Origin of the sequence: Streptomyces sp. CB03234 (assembly GCF_001905885.1) — a bacterium.
Classification (GTDB): domain Bacteria; phylum Actinomycetota; class Actinomycetes; order Streptomycetales; family Streptomycetaceae; genus Streptomyces.
Map to the genome: position 1 here is coordinate 929,554 of NZ_LIYH01000002.1, position 19,509 is coordinate 949,062.

The 19,509-nt window shown below is 71.2% G+C and carries 19 protein-coding genes; 13 read left to right on the plus strand and 6 right to left on the minus strand.

Going from position 1 to position 19,509, the window contains the following annotated elements:
- Positions 1-20: 20 nt before the first annotated feature.
- The 8 genes from AMK26_RS11220 to AMK26_RS11255 all read left to right on the plus strand — a co-directional run bounded on the left by AMK26_RS11220 (position 21) and on the right by AMK26_RS11255 (position 7,337).
- Positions 21-566 (plus strand): F0F1 ATP synthase subunit B, encoded by a 546-nt coding sequence (locus AMK26_RS11220; RefSeq protein WP_073754361.1) that lies wholly within the window; start codon positions 21-23, stop codon positions 564-566.
- Positions 563-1,378 carry a F0F1 ATP synthase subunit delta gene (locus tag AMK26_RS11225; protein WP_073754362.1) on the plus strand — a complete coding sequence of 272 codons (816 nt, stop codon included), beginning with the start codon at positions 563-565 and terminating at the stop codon, positions 1,376-1,378. The genes AMK26_RS11220 and AMK26_RS11225 overlap by 4 nt, the downstream gene beginning before the upstream one ends.
- Before the next feature lie 127 nt (positions 1,379-1,505).
- Positions 1,506-3,104 (plus strand): F0F1 ATP synthase subunit alpha, encoded by a 1,599-nt coding sequence (gene atpA, locus AMK26_RS11230; RefSeq protein ID WP_073754363.1) that lies wholly within the window; start codon positions 1,506-1,508, stop codon positions 3,102-3,104.
- Between the two features lie 20 nt (positions 3,105-3,124).
- The gene (locus AMK26_RS11235) at positions 3,125-4,042 is read left to right on the plus strand and encodes a F0F1 ATP synthase subunit gamma (RefSeq protein WP_073754364.1); all 918 of its coding nucleotides are present in this window, start codon (positions 3,125-3,127) and stop codon (positions 4,040-4,042) included.
- Entirely contained in the window at positions 4,042-5,484 is a 1,443-nt protein-coding gene (atpD, locus tag AMK26_RS11240) for a F0F1 ATP synthase subunit beta (RefSeq protein WP_073754365.1), read from the plus strand. The genes AMK26_RS11235 and atpD overlap by 1 nt, the downstream gene beginning before the upstream one ends.
- Positions 5,485-5,638: 154 nt before the next feature.
- Positions 5,639-6,013, plus strand: a complete 375-nt coding sequence (locus AMK26_RS11245; protein WP_073754366.1) for a F0F1 ATP synthase subunit epsilon — start codon at positions 5,639-5,641, stop codon at positions 6,011-6,013.
- Positions 6,014-6,160: 147 nt separating this feature from the next.
- The gene (locus AMK26_RS11250; protein ID WP_073754367.1) at positions 6,161-6,607 is read left to right on the plus strand and encodes a DUF2550 domain-containing protein; all 447 of its coding nucleotides are present in this window, start codon (positions 6,161-6,163) and stop codon (positions 6,605-6,607) included.
- 31 nt (positions 6,608-6,638) lie between these two features.
- On the plus strand, positions 6,639-7,337 hold the full coding sequence (locus AMK26_RS11255; RefSeq protein WP_158071110.1) for a 4'-phosphopantetheinyl transferase family protein: 699 nt from the start codon (positions 6,639-6,641) through the stop codon (positions 7,335-7,337).
- Here AMK26_RS11255 and AMK26_RS11260 read toward each other — a convergent pair.
- The 3 genes from AMK26_RS11260 to AMK26_RS11270 form a co-directional block, all read right to left on the minus strand.
- Positions 7,330-9,192: a glycoside hydrolase family 18 chitinase gene (locus tag AMK26_RS11260; protein WP_073754369.1), complete on the minus strand. Its 1,863-nt coding sequence runs from the start codon at positions 9,190-9,192 to the stop codon at positions 7,330-7,332. The genes AMK26_RS11255 and AMK26_RS11260 overlap by 8 nt on opposite strands.
- Before the next feature lie 119 nt (positions 9,193-9,311).
- The gene (locus AMK26_RS11265; RefSeq protein WP_073754370.1) at positions 9,312-9,977 is read right to left on the minus strand and encodes a response regulator; all 666 of its coding nucleotides are present in this window, start codon (positions 9,975-9,977) and stop codon (positions 9,312-9,314) included.
- On the minus strand, positions 9,974-11,176 hold the full coding sequence (locus tag AMK26_RS11270; RefSeq protein WP_073754371.1) for a sensor histidine kinase: 1,203 nt from the start codon (positions 11,174-11,176) through the stop codon (positions 9,974-9,976). The genes AMK26_RS11265 and AMK26_RS11270 overlap by 4 nt, the downstream gene beginning before the upstream one ends.
- 161 nt (positions 11,177-11,337) lie before the next feature.
- Here AMK26_RS11270 and AMK26_RS11275 point away from each other — a divergent pair, with 161 nt between their 5' ends.
- Positions 11,338-11,907, plus strand: a complete 570-nt coding sequence (locus tag AMK26_RS11275; RefSeq protein WP_073754372.1) for a hypothetical protein — start codon at positions 11,338-11,340, stop codon at positions 11,905-11,907.
- A gap of 177 nt (positions 11,908-12,084) precedes the next feature.
- Here the strand turns inward: AMK26_RS11275 and AMK26_RS11280 are convergent, their stop codons facing one another.
- From AMK26_RS11280 to AMK26_RS11290, 3 genes are read right to left on the minus strand one after another with little or no spacing between them, the layout of a single operon-like run.
- Positions 12,085-12,657, minus strand: coding sequence for a cob(I)yrinic acid a,c-diamide adenosyltransferase (locus AMK26_RS11280; protein ID WP_073754373.1), 573 nt, complete (start codon positions 12,655-12,657; stop codon positions 12,085-12,087).
- A gap of 13 nt (positions 12,658-12,670) precedes the next feature.
- The gene (locus tag AMK26_RS11285) at positions 12,671-13,420 is read right to left on the minus strand and encodes an ABC transporter permease (RefSeq protein WP_073754374.1); all 750 of its coding nucleotides are present in this window, start codon (positions 13,418-13,420) and stop codon (positions 12,671-12,673) included.
- 9 nt (positions 13,421-13,429) lie between these two features.
- Positions 13,430-14,212, minus strand: a complete 783-nt coding sequence (locus AMK26_RS11290) for an ABC transporter ATP-binding protein (RefSeq protein ID WP_073754375.1) — start codon at positions 14,210-14,212, stop codon at positions 13,430-13,432.
- Between the two features lie 80 nt (positions 14,213-14,292).
- Here AMK26_RS11290 and AMK26_RS11295 point away from each other — a divergent pair, with 80 nt between their 5' ends.
- The 4 genes from AMK26_RS11295 to AMK26_RS11310 all read left to right on the plus strand — a co-directional run bounded on the left by AMK26_RS11295 (position 14,293) and on the right by AMK26_RS11310 (position 19,464).
- The gene (locus tag AMK26_RS11295) at positions 14,293-14,940 is read left to right on the plus strand and encodes a TetR/AcrR family transcriptional regulator (protein ID WP_073754376.1); all 648 of its coding nucleotides are present in this window, start codon (positions 14,293-14,295) and stop codon (positions 14,938-14,940) included.
- Between the two features lie 158 nt (positions 14,941-15,098).
- Complete coding sequence (locus AMK26_RS11300; protein ID WP_064071818.1) at positions 15,099-15,947, plus strand: 3-hydroxyacyl-CoA dehydrogenase family protein; 849 nt, start codon at positions 15,099-15,101, stop codon at positions 15,945-15,947.
- A 170-nt stretch (positions 15,948-16,117) separates the two neighbouring features.
- Positions 16,118-16,441 (plus strand): STAS domain-containing protein, encoded by a 324-nt coding sequence (locus tag AMK26_RS11305; protein WP_031073773.1) that lies wholly within the window; start codon positions 16,118-16,120, stop codon positions 16,439-16,441.
- 221 nt (positions 16,442-16,662) lie between these two features.
- Positions 16,663-19,464, plus strand: coding sequence for an AAA family ATPase (locus AMK26_RS11310; RefSeq protein ID WP_073754377.1), 2,802 nt, complete (start codon positions 16,663-16,665; stop codon positions 19,462-19,464).
- Positions 19,465-19,509 lie beyond the last annotated feature (45 nt).

A 19,509-nucleotide genomic window follows, 5' to 3' on the forward strand; every position in this document is an offset into this window, starting at 1 on the left:
CTTTCACGGAAGGCACTGATGTGAACGCTCTGTTCCTTGCGGCGACGGAGGAGCCTCAGCCTCCCATCGTCCCGCATCTCGACGAGCTGGTCATCGGCCTGATCGCCTTCGCCATCGTCTTCGGCTTCCTCGCCAAGAAGCTCCTCCCGAACATCAACAAGGTTCTGGAGCAGCGCCGCGAGGCCATCGAGGGCGGTATCGAGGAGGCCGAGGCGGCCAAGATCGAAGCCCAGAGTGTGCTGGAGCAGTACAAGGCTCAGCTCGCCGAGGCCCGCCACGAGGCCGCGCGGCTGCGTCAGGAGGCGCAGGAGCAGGGCACCGCGATCATCCAGGAGATGAAGGCGGAAGGCCAGCGCCAGCGCGAGGAGATCATCGCGGCCGGCCACGCCCAGATCGAGGCCGACCGCAAGGCCGCGGCGACCGCGCTGCGCCAGGACGTGGGCAAGCTCGCCACCGACCTGGCCGGCAAGCTGGTCGGCGAGTCCCTCGAGGACGTCGCCCGCCAGAGCCGTACCATCGACCGCTTCCTCGACGAGCTCGAGGAGAAGGCCGAGGCCGCCCGATGAACGGAGCGAGCCGCGAGGCACTGGCTGCCGCACGCGAGCGTCTCGACGCGCTGACCGACAACACGTCGGTCGACGCGGCGAAGCTCGCCGGTGAGCTGGCCGCCGTTACCGCGCTGCTCGACCGCGAGGTGTCGCTGCGTCGGGTCCTGACCGACCCGGCGCAGGGCGGCGAGGCCAAGGCCGAGCTGGCCACGCGACTGCTGAGCGGTCAGGTGGGCGGGGAAGCCGTCGACCTGGTCTCCGGCATGGTCCGGTCCCGCTGGTCGTACTCGCGTGACCTCGTCGACTCCCTCGAGGAGCTGGCGAACACCGCGGACCTCACGGCGGCGCAGCAGGCCGGCACGCTCGACGACGTCGAGGACGAGGTGTTCCGGTTCGCCCGGATCGTCCAGTCCAGCACCGAGCTGCGGTCCGCGCTGACCGACAAGGCGGCCACCGTGTCCGCCAAGAGCGAGCTGCTGCGCAGCCTGCTCGGCGGCAAGGCCAACCCGGTCACGGAGCGGCTGATCGTCCGTCTCGTCACCCAGCCCCGGGGACGTAGCCTGGAAGCGGGACTCGAGTCCCTGTCCAAGCTCGCCGCGGCGCGCCGGGACCGGATGGTCGCGGTCGTCACCTCGGCGGTCCCGCTGAGCGACCAGCAGAAGCAGCGCCTCGGCGCCGTGCTGGCCAAGCTCTACGGCCGCCAGATGCACCTGAACCTGGACGTGGACCCCACGGTCCTCGGCGGGATCACGGTGCGGGTCGGCGACGAGGTCATCAACGGCACCGTCGCAGGGCGTCTCGACGAGGCGGCCCGGCGACTCGCCGGCTGACCAGCACCAACTCAACAAGCGTTACCTACGGCCCGGTTGGGCCGTGCAGAGGATGCAGAAGTTCTGGGGGGAGCCCCCAGATCCCCCAAAGATACTTCGGGCCCAACAAGGAGAGCAGGGAACCCAGATGGCGGAGCTCACGATCCGGCCGGAGGAGATCCGGGACGCGCTGGAGAACTTTGTCCAGTCGTACAAGCCGGACGCGGCCTCGCGCGAGGAGGTCGGTACGGTCAGCCTTGCCGGCGACGGCATCGCGAAGGTCGAGGGTCTGCCCTCGGCCATGGCGAACGAGCTGCTGAAGTTCGAGGACGGCACCCTCGGCCTCGCCCTCAACCTCGAGGAGCGCGAGATCGGTGCCATTGTCCTCGGTGAGTTCAGCGGCATCGAGGAGGGCCAGCCGGTCACCCGCACCGGCGAGGTCCTGTCCGTCGCTGTCGGCGAGGGCTACCTGGGCCGGGTCGTCGACCCGCTCGGCAACCCGATCGACGGTCTCGGCGAGATCGCGACCGAGGGCCGCCGCGCCCTCGAACTGCAGGCACCCACGGTCATGCAGCGCAAGTCGGTGCACGAGCCGATGGAGACCGGCTACAAGGCCGTCGACGCCATGACCCCGATCGGCCGTGGTCAGCGCCAGCTGATCATCGGCGACCGCCAGACCGGCAAGACCGCCCTGGCCGTCGACACGATCATCAACCAGCGCGACAACTGGCGCTCGGGCGACCCGAAGAAGCAGGTCCGCTGCATCTACGTCGCCATCGGCCAGAAGGGCTCCACCATCGCGTCCGTGCGCGGCGCGCTGGAGGAGGCCGGTGCCCTGGAGTACACGACCATCGTCGCCGCCCCGGCGTCCGACCCGGCCGGCTTCAAGTACCTGGCGCCCTACACCGGCTCCGCCATCGGTCAGCACTGGATGTACCAGGGCAAGCACGTCCTGATCATCTTCGACGACCTGTCGAAGCAGGCCGACGCCTACCGTGCCGTCTCCCTGCTGCTGCGCCGCCCGCCGGGCCGCGAGGCCTACCCGGGTGACGTCTTCTACCTGCACTCGCGTCTGCTGGAGCGCTGCGCCAAGCTCTCCGACGAGATGGGTGCCGGTTCGATGACCGGTCTGCCGATCGTCGAGACCAAGGCCAACGACGTCTCGGCGTTCATCCCGACCAACGTCATCTCCATCACCGACGGCCAGTGCTTCCTGGAGTCCGACCTGTTCAACGCCGGTCAGCGCCCGGCCCTGAACGTCGGTATCTCGGTCTCCCGTGTCGGTGGCTCCGCCCAGCACAAGGCGATGCGCCAGGTCTCCGGCCGGCTGCGCGTGGACCTCGCCCAGTTCCGTGAGCTGGAGGCGTTCGCCGCCTTCGGTTCCGACCTGGACGCCGCGTCGAAGGCCTCGCTGGAGCGCGGTAAGCGCATGGTCGAGCTGCTGAAGCAGCCGCAGTACCAGCCGATGCCGACCGAGAACCAGGTCGTCTCCGTCTGGGCCGGCACCACGGGCAAGATGGACGACGTCCCGGTCGGGGACATCCGCCGCTTCGAGTCGGAGCTGCTGGACTACCTGCACCGCGAGCACAAGCCGCTGATGACCTCGATCCGCGAGGGCGCGAAGATGTCCGACGACACCCTCACGGCCGTCGCCGACGCCATCGCCGCGTTCAAGAAGCAGTTCGAGACCTCGGACGGGAAGCTGCTGGCCGAGGACGCCCCGGCCACCGCCAACGTCTCGAAGTGACGACGGAAGGGACCTGACTCATGGGAGCGCAGCTCCGGGTCTACAAGCGTCGCATCAAATCCGTCACGGCGACCAAGAAGATCACCAAGGCGATGGAGATGATCGCCGCCTCGCGCATCGTCAAGGCGCAGCGCAAGGTGGCGGCCTCCACGCCGTACGCGACCGAGCTCATTCGCGCGGTCACCGCGGTGGCCACCGGGTCGAACACCAAGCACCCGCTGACCACCGAGACGGACAACCCGACCCGGGCCGCGGTCCTGCTCATCACGAGCGACCGCGGTCTGGCCGGCGGCTACTCGTCCAACGCCATCAAGGCCGCGGACCAGCTCACCGAGCGGCTGCGCGGCGAGGGCAAGGAGGTCGACACGTACATCGTCGGCCGCAAGGGTGTCGCCTACTACGGCTTCCGCGAGCGCAAGGTCGCGGAGTCGTGGACCGGCTTCACCGACAGCCCGAGCTACGCGGACGCCAAGGCTGTGGCCGCACCGCTCATCGAGGCCGTCACCACGGAGACGGCCGAGGGTGGGGTCGACGAGCTGCACATCGTCTTCACGGAATTCGTGTCGATGATGACGCAGACGCCCGTGCAGAACCGGATGCTCCCGCTCAGCCTTGACAAGGCTGTGGAGGAGACGGGGACCAAGGGCGAGATCCTTCCGCTGTTCGACTTCGAGCCGTCGGCCGAGGACGTCCTCGACGCCCTGCTGCCGCGGTACGTCGAGAGCCGTATCTACAACGCACTGCTGCAGGCCGCCGCTTCCGAGCACGCCGCCCGCCGTCGCGCGATGAAGTCGGCGACCGACAACGCCGGAGACCTGATCAACAGCCTCTCCCGGCTTGCCAACGCGGCCCGCCAGGCCGAAATCACCCAGGAAATCAGCGAGATCGTCGGTGGCGCGAGCGCCCTGGCCGACGCGACCGCGGGGAGTGACAAGTAATGACCACCACTGTTGAGACGGCCACGGCGACGGGCCGCGTCGCGCGGGTCATCGGCCCGGTCGTCGACGTGGAGTTCCCCGTCGACGCGATGCCGGAGATCTACAACGCACTGCACGTCGAGGTCGACGACCCGGCCCAGGAAGGCGTCAAGCGGACGCTGACCCTGGAGGTTGCCCAGCACCTCGGCGACGGCCTGGTCCGTACGATTTCGATGCAGCCCACCGACGGTCTGGTCCGCCAGGCCCCGGTGACCAACACGGGCAACGGCATCACGGTGCCGGTGGGCGACTTCACCAAGGGCAAGGTGTTCAACACCCTCGGTGAGGTGCTGAACCAGCCCGAGGAGAACGCCAACGTCGGCGAGCGCTGGCCGATCCACCGCAAGGCCCCCGACTTCGACCAGCTCGAGTCCAAGACCGAGATGTTCGAGACCGGCCTGAAGGTCGTCGACCTTCTCACCCCGTACGTCAAGGGTGGAAAGATCGGTCTGTTCGGTGGTGCCGGTGTCGGCAAGACCGTGCTGATCCAGGAAATGATCATGCGTGTCGCCAACCTCCACGAGGGCGTCTCCGTCTTCGCGGGCGTCGGCGAGCGCACCCGTGAGGGCAACGACCTCATCGCGGAGATGGAAGAGTCCGGCGTTCTGGACAAGACCGCCCTGGTCTTCGGCCAGATGGACGAGCCCCCGGGCACCCGTCTGCGCGTCGCCCTGGCCGGTCTGACCATGGCGGAGTACTTCCGCGATGTGCAGAAGCAGGACGTGCTCTTCTTCATCGACAACATCTTCCGGTTCACCCAGGCCGGCTCCGAGGTGTCCACCCTGCTCGGCCGTATGCCGTCCGCGGTGGGTTACCAGCCGAACCTGGCCGACGAGATGGGTCTGCTGCAGGAGCGCATCACCTCGACGCGTGGTCACTCGATCACCTCGATGCAGGCGATCTACGTCCCCGCGGACGACCTGACCGACCCGGCCCCGGCCACCACCTTCGCCCACCTCGACGCGACGACGGTTCTCTCCCGTCCGATCTCCGAGAAGGGCATCTACCCGGCCGTGGACCCGCTGGACTCCACGTCCCGGATCCTGGACCCGCGCTACATCTCCGAGGACCACTACGCCGCGGCCACCCGCGTCAAGGGGATCCTGCAGAAGTACAAGGACCTCCAGGACATCATCGCGATCCTCGGTATCGACGAGCTGGGCGAGGAGGACAAGCTCGTTGTCCACCGTGCCCGTCGCGTCGAGCGCTTCCTGTCCCAGAACACCCACGCCGCCAAGCAGTTCACCGGCGTGGACGGCTCGGACGTGCCGCTCGACGAGTCGATCGCCGCGTTCAACGCGATCTGCGACGGTGAGTACGACCACTTCCCCGAGCAGGCCTTCTTCATGTGCGGTGGTCTTGAGGACCTCAAGAAGAACGCCAAGGAACTCGGCGTCTCCTGAGTCCCGTGACTCATGAAAGGGGGCGGGTCTCGTCCCGCCCCCTTTCGTACGCCTCCGTATGACCGAGGGGCCCGGCGTTTTCCGCGTCGGGTGCCCTACTAGACTTATGACCCAACACCCGGCACACGCCGGGTGGTGACCCGAGGAGCCACCCTTGGCTGCTGAGCTGCACGTCGAGCTGGTCGCCGCGGACCGGAGTGTCTGGTCCGGCGAGGCCACCCTGGTCATCGCGCGCACCACGTCCGGCGACATCGGCGTCATGCCCGGCCACCAGCCGCTGCTCGGTGTGCTGGAGTCGGGCCCGGTGACCATCCGTACGAGTGAGGGCGGGACTGTCGTCGCCGCCGTGCACGGCGGTTTCATCACGTTCGCCGACAACAAGCTGTCGCTGCTCGCCGAGATCGCCGAGCTGGCGGACGAGATCGACCCCCAGCGCGCCGAGCGTGCGCTGGAGCGCGCGAAGGCCGAGTCGGACGCCGCCGCCGAGCGGCGCGCCGAGGTCCGGCTGCGCGCGGTGGCGGTGCACTAGGTCCTTCCGGGACCTGGGCGCACCGCGCCGACAGTTGTGCCCTCAGCCGCGGCCCGGTCTGGAATCATCCAGATCGTGCCGCGGCTGAGGTCGATGCAGGTGCAGGGTGTATTTCGTTGAACGAACGATGCGAGGAGGTCGGTGGAGATGTTCCTCGCTCTGCTGGTGAGCGCCCTGGTCGTCGCACTGGTGGTGATCGCACTCTTCGTGTTCGGACTGCGCCGGCGGCTGATCCAGCGCTCCGGTGGCACCTTCGACTGCAGCCTGCGCTGGAACGTGCCGGACGACGGTGACGTCTCCGGCAAGGGATGGGTGTACGGCGTCGCCCGCTACAGCGGCGACCGGATCGCCTGGTTCCGGGTCTTCTCGTACGCACCCCGCCCGCGCCGCATCCTGGAACGCTCCGGCATCGAGGTGCTCGCGCGCCGGATGCCCGAGGGCGAGGAGGAGCTGGCCCTGCTCTCCGACTCGGTGGTGCTGGGGTGTCTGCACCACGGACGCCACGTGGAGCTGGCGATGAGCGAGGACGCGCTCACCGGCTTCCTCGCCTGGCTCGAGGCGGCTCCTCCTGGGCAGCGCGTCAATGTGGCCTGACATACCCCGGGTGGGGGCGGGGGAGTGCCATGTGTGGATCGCCGACGCCGTCCGCGTACCGTCGCGCAGTCCCCTGCTGGAGCTCCTCGACGCGCGTGAGCGGGCACGCCATGACGCTTTCGTACGGGAATCGGACCGCGCGCTGTATCTGACCGCGCACGCCCTGCTGCGGCGGCTCGTCGCCGCGCATCTCGGGGGCGATCCGCGCGAGGTGCGGTTCACGCACGAGTGCCGGCACTGCGACCGGCCGGATCCGCACGGGAAGCCGGGGCTGGTGGACTCGGCTCTGGAGCTGTCGCTGTCGCACTCGGGGGACAAGGTCGCGGTCGCGCTGTCGCTCGCCGGGCCGGTCGGGGTGGACATCGAGCGGGTGGCGGAGGACGGCAGGGCGGCGGATCTCGCGCCGGTGGTGCTGGCCGTGGCCGAGCGGGATGAGCTGGAGCGGCTACCGGCCGGGGAGCGGGCGTGGGGTTTCACCCGCTACTGGGCGCGGAAGGAAGCGGTGCTCAAGGCGACCGGGGACGGCCTGGCGGTGGAGCCCGCGCTGCTGACGGTGAGCGCGCCGGGGGCACCGGCCGCGCTGCTGGAGTGGCGGGAACGAGCGGAGCCGCACCTGCCGGTGCGGCTCCATGATGTCGACGCGGGTGACGGCTACCGGGCAGCGGTCGCCGTCCTGGGCGATCGGTGCCGCGTGGTGCGGCACGAGGTGGGGTTCGACGCCGCTACTTGAGGCCGTTGCTGATGGCGCTAACCAGCTCCCCGTTGGCGGTGTCACCGCTGAACTCCCAGAAGAACGCGCCACCGAGGCCCTGGTTCTTGGCCCAGCCCATCTTGGACGTGACGGTGGCCGGGGTGTCGTAGCTCCACCAGTTGGTGCCGCAGTGCGCGTACGCCGTGCCGGCGATCGTGCCGTTGGCCGGGCAGGAGTTCTTCAGGACCTTGTAGTCCTCGATGCCCTGCTCGTACGTGCCGGCCGCCGGGCCCGTGGCGGTGCCGCCCGGCTCCTTCTGCGTCACGCCGGTCCAGCCGCGGCCGTAGAAGCCGATGCCGAGGAGCAGCTTGGCGGACGGGACGCCCTTGGCCTTGAACTTGGCGATGGCCTCGGCGGAGTTGAAGCCCTGCTGCGGGATGCCGGGGTACGAGGTGAGCGGGGAGTGCGGGGCCGTCGGGCCCTTCGCCGCCCAGGCGCCGAAGAAGTCGTACGTCATCACGTTGTACCAGTCGACGTACTTCGCGGCGCCGCCGTAGTCGGCCGCGTCGATCTTGCCGCCGGAGGAGGCGTCGGCGGTGACGGCCGCGGTGACCAGGTTGTTGGCACCGAACTTGGCACGCATGGCCTGCATCATGTTCGTGAAGGCCGCCGGGCCGCTGGTGTCGCAGGACAGGCCGCAGGCGTTGGGGTACTCCCAGTCCAGGTCGATGCCGTCGAAGACGTCGGCCCAGCGCGGGTCCTCGACCAGGTCGTAGCACGACTGGGCGAAGGCGGCCGGGTTCGCCGCGGCCTGGCCGAAGCCGCCGGACCAGGTCCAGCCGCCGAACGACCACAGCACCTTGATGTGCGGGTACTGGGCCTTCAGCTTGCGCAGCTGGTTGAAGTTGCCGCGCAGCGGCTGGTCCCAGGTGTCGGCCTTGCCGTCGACGGACTGGTCGGCGGTGTAGGCCTTGTCGTAGTCGGCGAAGGCGTCACCGATGGTGCACCTGCCGTTCTGGACGTTGCCGAAGGCGTAGTTGATGTGCGTGATCTTCTGCGCGGAGCCGGACGTCACCAGGTTCTTGACGTGGTAGTTGCGCCCGTAGACGCCCCAGTTGGTGAAGTAGCCCAGGTTGATCTTGGCGCCGGGGCCCGGTCCGGGGCCGGGGTCGGTGCCGCCGCCGGTGGTGCGCACGGCGCGGGAGCCGCTGACCGGTCCGGTCTGGTCGGCGGTGTCGCGCGCCTGGACGGCGTACGAGTAGTCGGTGCCGGCCGTCAGGCCGGTGTTGGTGTACGTCAGGCCCGTCACCGTGGCGACCTTGACGCCGTCGCGCAGCACGTCGTAGTTCTTGACGCCCTTGTCGTCGGTGGCGGCGGTCCACGTCAGCTTCACCGAGGTGTTGGTGATCTCGGAGGCACTGGGGGTGCCGGGGGCGGAGGGCGGGTTGTCACCGGGGACGGTGGGGCCGCCGTCGCAGGAGCCGCCGTTGATCTTGCAGCCGGAGGGGGATCCGGTGCCCGTGCCGTTGAACCCGAAGGAGACGGAGGCGCCGGGGGCGAGGGTGCCGTTCCAGCCGACGTTCTTGGCGGTCCAGTGGGTGCCGCTGCTGGTGACGGTCGCGTCCCAGGCGGAGGTGACCGACGTACCGGAGGGGAAGTCCCACTCGACGGTCCAGGAGGACAGGGAGGTGGTGCCGGTGTTCTTCACCGTCCACTTGCCCTCGAAGCCGGAGCCCCAGTCGGAGACCTTGGTGTACGTGGCGGTCGCCGAGGTCGCGGCCTGGGCGGGGGAGGCGAGGCCGACCATGGCGGCCAGCGGCAGCAGCAGGGCGGTGAGTCCGGCCGTGGCTCTGGCCCGGAATCTCGTTCTGCGCGGAAGTGCTTGAGTGCTCAACGGTGCTCCTCAAGATGCGGACGGACAACGGTGGGGGTCCGTGAAAGGTGCGCGCCGTGAGCGTAGGAAGGTCTGGACCAATCGTCAATAGGTCCAGACCATAGGTGTCTCCGCTTGTGTCATACGCCCAACTCCTGCGCCAGCACCGCGGCCTGCACCCTGCTGCGCAGCTCCAGCTTCCCCAGCAGCCGGCTCACATGCGTCTTCACCGTCGCCTCCGCCATCCGCAGCCGTACCGCGATCTCCGCGTTCGACAACCCCTCGCCCAGGCACGACAGCACCTCCCGCTCCCGCCGCGTCAGCACGTCGAGCACCGACGGATCGGGCGCGTCCTCCCCCCGTACCGGCCGGGCCGGCGCCGCGAACTCGGCGATCAGCCGGCGCGTCACCGCCGGGGCGATCAGGCCCTCGCCGCGCGCCACCGTCCGTACCGCCTCGATCAGGTCCTTCGCCTCGGTGTTCTTCAGCAGGAACCCCGCCGCCCCGGCGCGCAACGCCCCGAAGACGTACTCGTCCAGATCGAACGTCGTCAGGACCAGCACGTCGGCGAGGGACTCGGCAACCACCTGACGGGTCGCCGACACCCCGTCCAGGCGCGGCATCTGAACATCCATCAACACCAGGTCGGGCCGCAGCTCGCGCGCGAGCCGCACCGCCTCCTCGCCGTCCCGGGCCTCGCCGACCACCTCGATGCCGGGCGCGGTGCCCAGGATGAGGACCAGCCCGGCACGCACCGCGCTCTGGTCCTCGGCCACGAGTACGCGTACGCGTGGGGTTCCGGTCATGCCGACGGCTCCTTGTCGTCCTCCGCCACGGGCAGCTCCGCCCGTACCCGCCAGATCCTCCCGCCCCCCTCCTCGGCGGGGCCCGCCTCGAACACGCCGCCCAGCAGCGCGATCCGCTCCCGCATCCCCACCAGACCGGCCCCCGACCCGGGCGCGCGGGGCCCTGGCCTCACGGCGCCGTACGGGCTGGTCACCTCGACCGTCAGCGCATGGTCGGCCCACTGCAGCGCGACGGTCACCTCCCCCGCGTCCGCGTGCTTGAGCGTGTTCGTCAGCGACTCCTGCACGATGCGGTACGCCGCGAGCTCGACGGGTGCGGGCAGCGCCGTGTCCGGCGCCCGGTCGTCGACCAGCCGGAACGTCAGGCCGCTCGCCGAGCCGTTCATCCCGGCCTGCCGCACCAGGGCGTCCAGGCCGTCGAGCGTCGGCGCGGCGGCGGGCTCGTCATGGCCGGCGCTGTCGCGCAGCAGGCCGATCAGCCGGCGCATCTCGGCCAGGCCGTCGACGCTGTTCTCCCGGATGACGCCCAGCGCGTCGCGGGACGTCCTCGGATCGTCCAGCGAGAGCGCGGCGGTGGAGTGGATGGCGATCGCGGACAGGTGGCCCGCCACCAGGTCGTGCAGCTCCCGCGCCATCCGGGACCGCTCGGCGATCACCGCCTGCCGGCGGTCCATCTCCGCCAGCAGCGCGGTCTGCTCGGCCCGCAGGCGGGCGGTGTCGGCGGCCTGCCGGTGGTTGCGGACCACGGCGCCGGTGATGGCCGGGAAGAACGTGATCAGCGCGGTGACCACGCCGATCAGCAGCGCCTCCGGCTCCCGGAACCAGGCCAGGAAGCCGAGCGTCACCGCGATCGTGATCAGCCCGGTGGTCACGGGGATCCGGCGGGCGGAGGCGGGCGGCCCGTACACCACGGCGGCGTACACGATGTCGGCGAACATCACGACCGTCATCAGATTGCCCCGGGTGAACTGGTCCGCGACCACCGCGACGGTCCCGGCGAGCAGCGCCGTACGCGGCATGGTCCGGCGTACGAACGCCAGCGAGGTCATCGCCAGCAGCGGCACCAGCACCACCGGACCGGCGGGCACCCGCGCCCGTGGTCCCTGCGTGTACAGCCCGAACGACCACAGCAGCAGGCCGCAGGCCAGCCCGGCGGCGCCGATCAGCACGTCGTCGCGGTGCGTACGGGGAAGTGTCACCCGTCCATCCAACACGGTGCGCGCCGCCCGGACCTCGCCGTGCGGTCGGAGCGCCGACTACATCGCACTACATCGAAGGGTGCAGTACCGATTCGTCACCGGTGACGACGAAACGGCGCGCGGCGGCCGGAAGGCTGGAGGGGTACCGAAGGGAGAGTGCCGTGGTCGTCGCGCTCATCGTGATCTGTGAAGTCGGCTTCTGGGTGCTGCTCGCCGCCGGCCTCGCCACCCGCTACCTGCTGAAGATGCCCCGAACGGGCGCGGCCCTGCTGCTGTGCGAGCCGCTGCTGGAAGTCGTCCTGCTGGTCGTCACCGCGCTCGACCTCAAGAACGGCGCCGTACCCAGCGCGCGGCACGGGGTGGCCGCGCTGTACATCGGGTACACCGTCGGCCACGGCCACCGCACGGTGAAGTGGCTCGACGGCCACGCCGCCCACCGCCTCGCGGGCGGCCCGCGTCCGCCGGGGCCGCCCCGCTACGGCATGGCCCGCGCCCGCTACGAGGCCCGCGTCTGGCTCGGCACGCTCGTCGCGGCGGCCGTCGCCACCGCCCTGCTGTGGCTCGCGATCCTGTACGTGGGCGACGCGACCCGCACCGGTTCGCTGGAGAGCTGGATGGGCGTGGCGTGGCGGACGGCCGGCATCCACGGCCTGATCGCCCTGTCGTACGCGATCTGGCCGCGGAAGGCCCCTGTGGATGAGGCATCGGAGCCTGTGGGCGTACGTGAATGACTACGCTCACGGGAATGGATGACTCCGTACCCGCGCGCGACGTCCACCCCGCGTCCGACGCCCTGGAGACCGCCGCCGACGAACGTCTGGCCCGTCGGGCCCTGCGGACCCTCGCCGAGGAGGGCGCCGAGCCTCGCGCCACGATGGCCGACGTGCTCGCCGATCTCGCGGACCGCTTCAGCGCTCCCCGCCCGGCACCCACAGCACGTCCCCGACCTCCTTGTTCGCCGTCCGCGCCAGGATGAACAGCAGATCCGACAGCCGGTTCAGGTACGTCGCCGTCAGGGCGTTCATCGTGTCGCCGTGGACCTCCAGCGCCGCCCACGTCGAGCGCTCGGCGCGGCGGACGACCGTGCAGGCCTGGTGCAGCAGGGCCGCGCCGGGCGTGCCGCCCGGGAGGATGAAGGAGCGGAGCTTGTCCAGGTCCTCCAGGAACCGGTCGCAGTCCGCCTCCAGCTTGTCGATGTAGGACTGCTCCACCCGCAGCGGCGGGTACTTCGGGTCCTCGACCACCGGCGTCGACAGGTCCGCGCCCACGTCGAACAGGTCGTTCTGGACGCGGACGAGGACCTTGACGACCGACTCGTCGAGACCGCCCAGCGCGATCGCGGTGCCGATGGCCGCGTTGGCCTCGTTGGCGTCGGCGTACGCCGCGATCCGCAGGTCCGTCTTGGCGGTGCGGCTCATGTCGCCGAGTGCCGTCGTGCCCTTGTCGCCGGTGCGGGTGTAGATGCGCGTCAGATTGACCATGCGGCCAGCCTAGTTACGCGCGGGCCCTGCGGAACACACCTGTGCCCACCGTCACGGCCAGGGCCGCGAAAGCGGCCGCGACGAGGACCCCGTACAGCATCGCGGGGCTCGCGTAATCACCCACGTACCCGGCCCTCACCGCGTCCACCAGGTAGCGGAAGGGCATGAGGTGCGAGAGGAGGTCGAGCCAGGCCGGGGCCAGGGCCATCGGCAGCATCAGGCCGGACAGCAGCATCGACGGCATGGCCACCGCGTTGATGGCCGGCCCGAACTCCTGCGGCTTGGGCAGCCTCAGCGCCAGCGCGTACGACAGCGACGCCAGCGCGACCGTCAGGACGGCGACGAAGCCGAAGCCGATCAGGATCCCGCCCAGCGGCGCCCGCAGGCCCATCGCCACGGCGGCCAGTACGAGCAGCACCGCCTGGAAGACGAAGAGCGCGGCGTCCCGCAGGACCCGCCCCAGCAGCAGCGCCAGCCGGCTGACCGGGGTGACCCGCATCCGCTCGACGACCCCCATCTGCTTCTCGATGATGATCGCGAACCCGGCGAACGACGCGCCGAAGAGGCCGAGCTGGAGCAGCAGCCCGGGGACGAGGACCTGCCAGGAGTCGCCGTCCGAGGCGAGCGGCAGGCCGGTGAGCAGCGGGCCGAAGAAGACCAGGTACAGCAGCGGCATCAGGACGCCGAAGAGCAGCTGGAACCTGGAGCGCAGCGTCTGGCGGGCGTACCGGCCGAAGACGAGCGCGGTGTCGTGCAACAGCATCCGGGTCTCCTAGACGGCGATGGGCGTGGTGTCGGCGGGCGCCGGGCCGCGCCCGGTGATGGCGAGGAAGGTGTCCTGGAGCGACGCGTCGGCCGACCCGGCGTACCGCTCCTTGAGCGCGGCCGGGGTGCCCTCCGCGACGACCGCGCCCTGGTCGACGACGACGAGCCGGTCGGACAGTTCGTCGGCCTCGTCGAGGTAGTGGGTGGTGAGGAAGACGGTCGTGCCGTACGTGTCGCGCAGCCGGCGCACCAGCTGCCACAAGTCGGCGCGGCTGCCGGGGTCGAGGCCGGTGGTCGGCTCGTCGAGGAAGAGGACCTCGGGACGGTGCGTGAGTCCCATCGCGATGTCCAGGCGCCGCCGCTGCCCGCCGGACAGCGCCGCGCACGGGCGGTCCAGCAGCCCGGTCAGGTCCAGGTCGCGCGCCAGTTCGCCGGCGCGGGCGGCCGCCTCGGCCTTGGAGAGCCGGTAGAGCCGGCCCTGGGTGACCAGTTCCTCGCGCACGGAGACGGACAGGTCGACGCCGCCGGACTGGGCGACGTACCCGATCCGCTGCCGTACGCCGGCGGGGTCGCCGAGCAGGTCGCGGCCGGCGACCGTGGCGGCGCCGCCGGTCGGCGGGAGGAGCGTGGTGAGCATGCGCAGCGTGGTGGTCTTCCCGGCGCCGTTGGGGCCGAGGAAGCCGAGGATCTCGCCGGGCGCCACGGTCAGGTCGATGCCGCGGACGGCTTCGACGGGGCCGCCCCGGGTGCGGAAGGTGTGGGCCAGTCCGGCCGTACTGATGATGGGCATGCCGCCAGAAAAACAGAGTCACCCAAAATTTGCAACGACACCAAGTTTTCACTGAGCCCAGAAAAGCTAGGATGGAAGGCATGGCGACGACCGAGGGACTGAGAGAGCGCAAGAAGCGGCAGACCAGGCAGCACATCTCCGACGTGGCCACGGGCCTGTTCCTGGAGCGCGGCTTCGACGCGGTGACGATCGCCGAGATCGCCCGGGCCGCCGACGTCTCCGTCAACACCGTCTACAACTACTTCCCGGCCAAGGAGGACCTGTTCCTCGACCGCGGCGAGGACGTCGTCGACCGGCTCTCCCGCTACGTCCGCGGCCGCCGCCCCGGCGAGTCCGCCGCCGACGCCGTCCTGCGCGAACTGCGCGCCGCCGTCGTGAGCCAGTCGCCCACCGTCGGCCTCTTCGCCGGCTGGGCCGACTTCATGCGGGTCATCACCGACGCCCACGCCCTGCGCTCCCGCCTCTGGGCCATCCAGCAGGAGGCGCTCGCCGGCCTCACCGCGACCCTCGCCGAGGAGACGGCGGCCGCCGACGGCGACCCGATGCCGACGCTCGTCGCCGGCCAGCTCTCCTGGATCCACAGCACGCTCATGGCCTGGATCGGCACCGAGATGGTCAAGCGCCGCGACATCGGCGAGGTCGCCCGTGAAGCCCTCGGCCTGCTCGACGAGATGGAGGAGCTGATGGGGCGCAAGGTGCTGGAGTACGCGGTACGGCCGGCCGGGTGAACCGGCTCACCGGCCCGTGGAAGCTCACCCCGCCGCCCGTATCGGTGTGATGTCCGTCATTCGAGACGTGACGCGCATCTCTTCGGCGCCACACGGCCGCGCGCGCCCGCTAACCTCCGCGAAGAGCCGAAGAGTAAACGGGTGTTAAGGGGAAGATCGTGGCCAGGAAGCTCGCCGTCATCGGGGCCGGACTCATGGGGTCCGGAATCGCGCAGGTCTCGGCCCAGGCGGGCTGGGAGGTCGTGCTGCGTGACGTCACCGACGCGGCCCTGACCCGCGGCACCGACGGCATCAAGGCCTCGTACGACAAGTTCGTCGCCAAGGGCAGGCTCGAAGCCGCCGACGCCGAGGCCGCCCTGGCCCGGATCACCACGACCACCGACATGGACGCGGCCGCCGACGCCGACATCGTCGTCGAAGCCGTCTTCGAGAAGCTGGACGTCAAGCACGACATCTTCCGTACGCTCGACAAGCTCGTACGCGACGACGCCGTCCTCGCCTCCAACACCTCCGCCATCCCGATCACCAAGATCGCGGCCGTGACGGAGCGCCCGGAGCGCGTCGTCGGCACCCACTTCTTCTCGCCCGTCCCGATGATGCAGCTGTGCGAACTGGTGCGCGGCTACAAGACCAGCGACGAAACCCTCGCCACCGCACGCGAGTTCGCCGAGTCGGTCGGCAAGACCTGCATCGTCGTCAACCGTGACGTCGCCGGATTCGTGACGACCCGTCTGATCTCGGCCCTCGTCGTCGAAGCGGCGAAGCTGTACGAATCGGGCGTCGCCTCCGCCGAGGACATCGACATCGCCTGCAAGCTGGGCTTCGGCCACGCCATGGGCCCGCTCGCGACCGCCGACCTCACCGGCGTGGACATCCTGCTGCACGCCACCAGCAACATCTACACCGAGTCCCAGGACGAGAAGTTCGCCCCTCCGGAGCTGATGCGCCGGATGGTGGACGCGGGTGACATCGGCCGCAAGAGCGGGCAGGGCTTCTACAAGCACTGAGCCGTATCGACCGTTTCGCCATCACCCCTCGGGGTGAATTCGATATCGGTTCGCTTACAAGGCGCAACTGGTCCGCCGGTCAGGCCGTCAGTTGTTGCATAGAAGTACGTGACGACGAAAGACGCGCACGACGCACAGACGTGACGACAACGCACTCTCGGGGAGCGCATATGCACATCAGGGGCGACCACGCCGAGCTGGTCGTCGGGGGCCGCCTCGACGTCCGCAGCGCGGCGGACGCCCGTACGGTCCTGCACTCGGCCGTCGACGACGGAGCCGGCGACCTGGTGCTCGACCTGACCGGCCTCGACTCCTGGGACGCCACCGGCCTCGGAGTCATCATGGGCGCCCACCGGCGAGCGGGCCGCTGCGGGCGCCGGCTGGTGCTGCGGGGCGTACCGCCCCAGATGCAGCGCCTGCTGGTGGCCACCCGGCTGCACCGCATCCTCGCCATCGAGGGCGGCATCGCCGCCGAAACGTTGCCCCGGGTGTAACGGTACGGGCCTGGTAAACCGCACCAGGCGCCCAATCCTCACAAGACCGTGACGTCTTGGGCGCCGTGCCACCCCGGCTCTTCATTCATACTGAGCGAAGGTCTAGGGTTCGGTCGCCCGCCGATTGACGGACCCACCCGGCGGGCACCGGACCAGAAGCGACAGCGGGCGTGCAAGGCCGGGAGGGGCTTCGGCGCACCACGCTTTTGGGGAGCTTTCAGATGGACCCGATCAACCGGGGACCGGAAGACTTCGGCCACGACGACGACCGCGGCGGCGACAACGACGGCCGCCCGCGCAGCACGCGCGACGACGGCCCGCCGCCCGCCCACGGGCAGGGGGGCGCACCACCGGGCAAGGCCCGTACCGCCCAGCTCGTCTCGGGCGACCTCCTGCTCACCATCAACCCGATAGACGGCAGCGAGATCGAACCGTGCCCGCCCGGGCGCCTGCCGGAACCGCCCGGCCGCCACACCCCCGAGGAGCGCGCCGGCCTCACCCGCGCGGCCGGCCCGCCCGTACCGCCCGGCCCCGCGGCCCCGCCGCTGCCCCTCCTGGAGCGCCAGGAGGAACGCGAGCGGCTGGTCCGGCTGCTGTCCCGCGGCCGCTCCGTACGGCTCACCGGACCGGCCGGCTCCGGGCGCACCTCGCTGCTCGCCGCCGTCGCGTCCGACTGCGCCGGCCTCGCGCCCGACGGTGTCGTCCGGCTCTCCGGCCACCACCGCACGCCCACCGAGCTGCTGTACGAGCTGTTCGCCACCGTCCACCGCGCGCCGGCCCACCGCCCCGACCGCGCCGGGCTGCTGGCCGCCGTCCACGAGATCGGCGCGGTCGTCGTCCTGGACGACCTGGAGTTCGGCGGCACCGCGCTGGACGAGCTCCTCGCCGCCACCCCCGAGTGCGCGTATCTGCTCGCCGCCACGCCCGACGTCGCCGCGCCCTCCGCGGACTCCCACCTCGAAGAGGTGTTCCTCTCCGGGCTCGACCGCAGCTCCTCGCTGGAGCTGCTGGAGCGCGGCGTCGACCGGCCGCTCACCGACGACGAGGCCAACTGGGCCGGTGACCTCTGGTTCGAATCCGAGGGCCTGCCGCTGCGGTTCGTCCAGGCCGGTGCCCTGCTGCGGCAGCGCGACGAACTGCGCGCCGGCCCGTCGGACGACGAGGACGACGACAACGTCTTCGCCGACGGCCGCGAGGCACCGCTGCCTTCGCTCGGCGACGGCGCGGCACCCGTCCCGCTGCTCGCCTCCCGGCTCTCCGAGTCGGCCCGCGAGACCCTGCGCTTCGCCGTCGCGCTCGGCGGGGAGGTGCCGCACCAGGCGCACCTGCCGGCGCTCGTCAACGACACGCACGCGGACGCCGCCCTCGGTGAGCTGCTGCGCTGCGGACTGCTCACCCCCGTCGGCACCCGCTACCGGCTCGCCCCCGGTGTCATGGCGCAGCTCGTCGCCAAGGGTTACGACGAGGGTGCCGCCGACCGCGCCCACACCGCCGCCCACCACTACGCCTGGTGGGTCGGCCACCCCTCGGTCAGCCCGGAGCGGGCGGCCGCCGAGGCGGACGCCGTACTGGCCGCGCTGACCGCGCTGGTGCAGGCCGCCGCGGACAGCGGCTCGGGCGGCTCCGACGTCTCCGCCGTGGGGAGTGCCTTCGGCGGCCCCGGTGGCTCCGACACCCCCGGCGGCTCGGCCGGCCTGGTCTCCGCCTCCTCCGCCGACGAGGAGGAGGGGTACGCCGATACGGCGGTCGCGCTGGCCCGCAGCGCGGCGCCCGCGTTCGCGGCCGGGCTGCACTGGGGCGCCTGGGAGCGGGCGCTGCGGACCGGCGCGGAGGCGGCCCGGCACGCCGGCGAGGTGGCCGAGGAGGCCTACTTCCACCACGAGTTGGGCGTCCTCGCGCTGTGCGCCGGGAACCTGGACCGGGCCCGCGCCGAGCTGGAGGCGTCCATCGCCATGCGCGGCGCCCTCGCCGACAAGCGCGGCACGGTGGCCGGCCGGCGCGCCCTGGCCCTGGTCGCCGACCGCGAGCGCGGGCCGCTGCTGGGCGGCAGGACGGCGGCGGGCGAGGAGGTGCCCGCGGCGCGGTACGAGGAGTCGGCGTCCCCGCCCGGCGGCGTACCGGCGGCCACGCCCAAGCCGAAGCCGGCCGCCTTGCCGGGCCTCAGCGGTGACACCGAAACGCTCATCACCCACCCCGATCCGCCGGCCCCGGCGGCCAAGGCCGGGCCCACCCCGCGGCGCACGATCCTGAACGGGGCCCGGCGCAACCTGGTGGCGGCCGGCGCGGGCGCCATCCTCGCGGCCGTCCTGGGCACGGTGGTGACCCTGGGCGCGACCTCGGGCGGCGACGACGGCAAGGGCGGCTCGGGCCGGGTCACGTCCGACCAGTCGGCCAACGAGGAGGGCGGCGACGGCGGCCTCGACGCGGACGAGCCGGATCAGGGCTCCACCCGCCACCCCGGGGACGACGGCGGCGACAGCGGCGGCACAGGCGGTTCCGGTTCTCCCGGCACGCCCGGCTCATCGGCCCGCCCGGGCGAGACCGGCTCCGCCGGCACCCCGTCCACCCCGTCGGGCGACCCGTCCACCACGACGGGCGGCACGACGCCGACCACGTCGGGGCCCAGCTCGGGCAGCCCCACCAGCAGCGGGCCCACCACGGGCGCCCCGACGACGGGTGGCACGACGACCGGTGGGTCCACGGGCGGCTCCACGTCCGGTGGCACAACGGGCGACACCACCTCGGGCGGGTCGACGTCGGGTGACACAACGAGCGGGTCGACGTCGGGTGACACGACGACCGGGTCCACCACGGGGGACACGACCAGCGGGTCCACCACCGGTGACACGACCAGCGGGTCCACCACGGGCGACACCACCAGCGGGTCCACCACGGGCGACACGACCAGCGGCGCCGGCGGCGGCACGACCAGCGGTGGCACCGAGGGCAGCGAAACCAGTGGTGCCACCCAGAGCGCACCCGCCCCGAGCAGCGACCCCACCCCGACCGGGACGGCCGCCTGAGACACGCCTACGGCCCCGGGATCCCTCAGGGAACCCGGGGCCGTA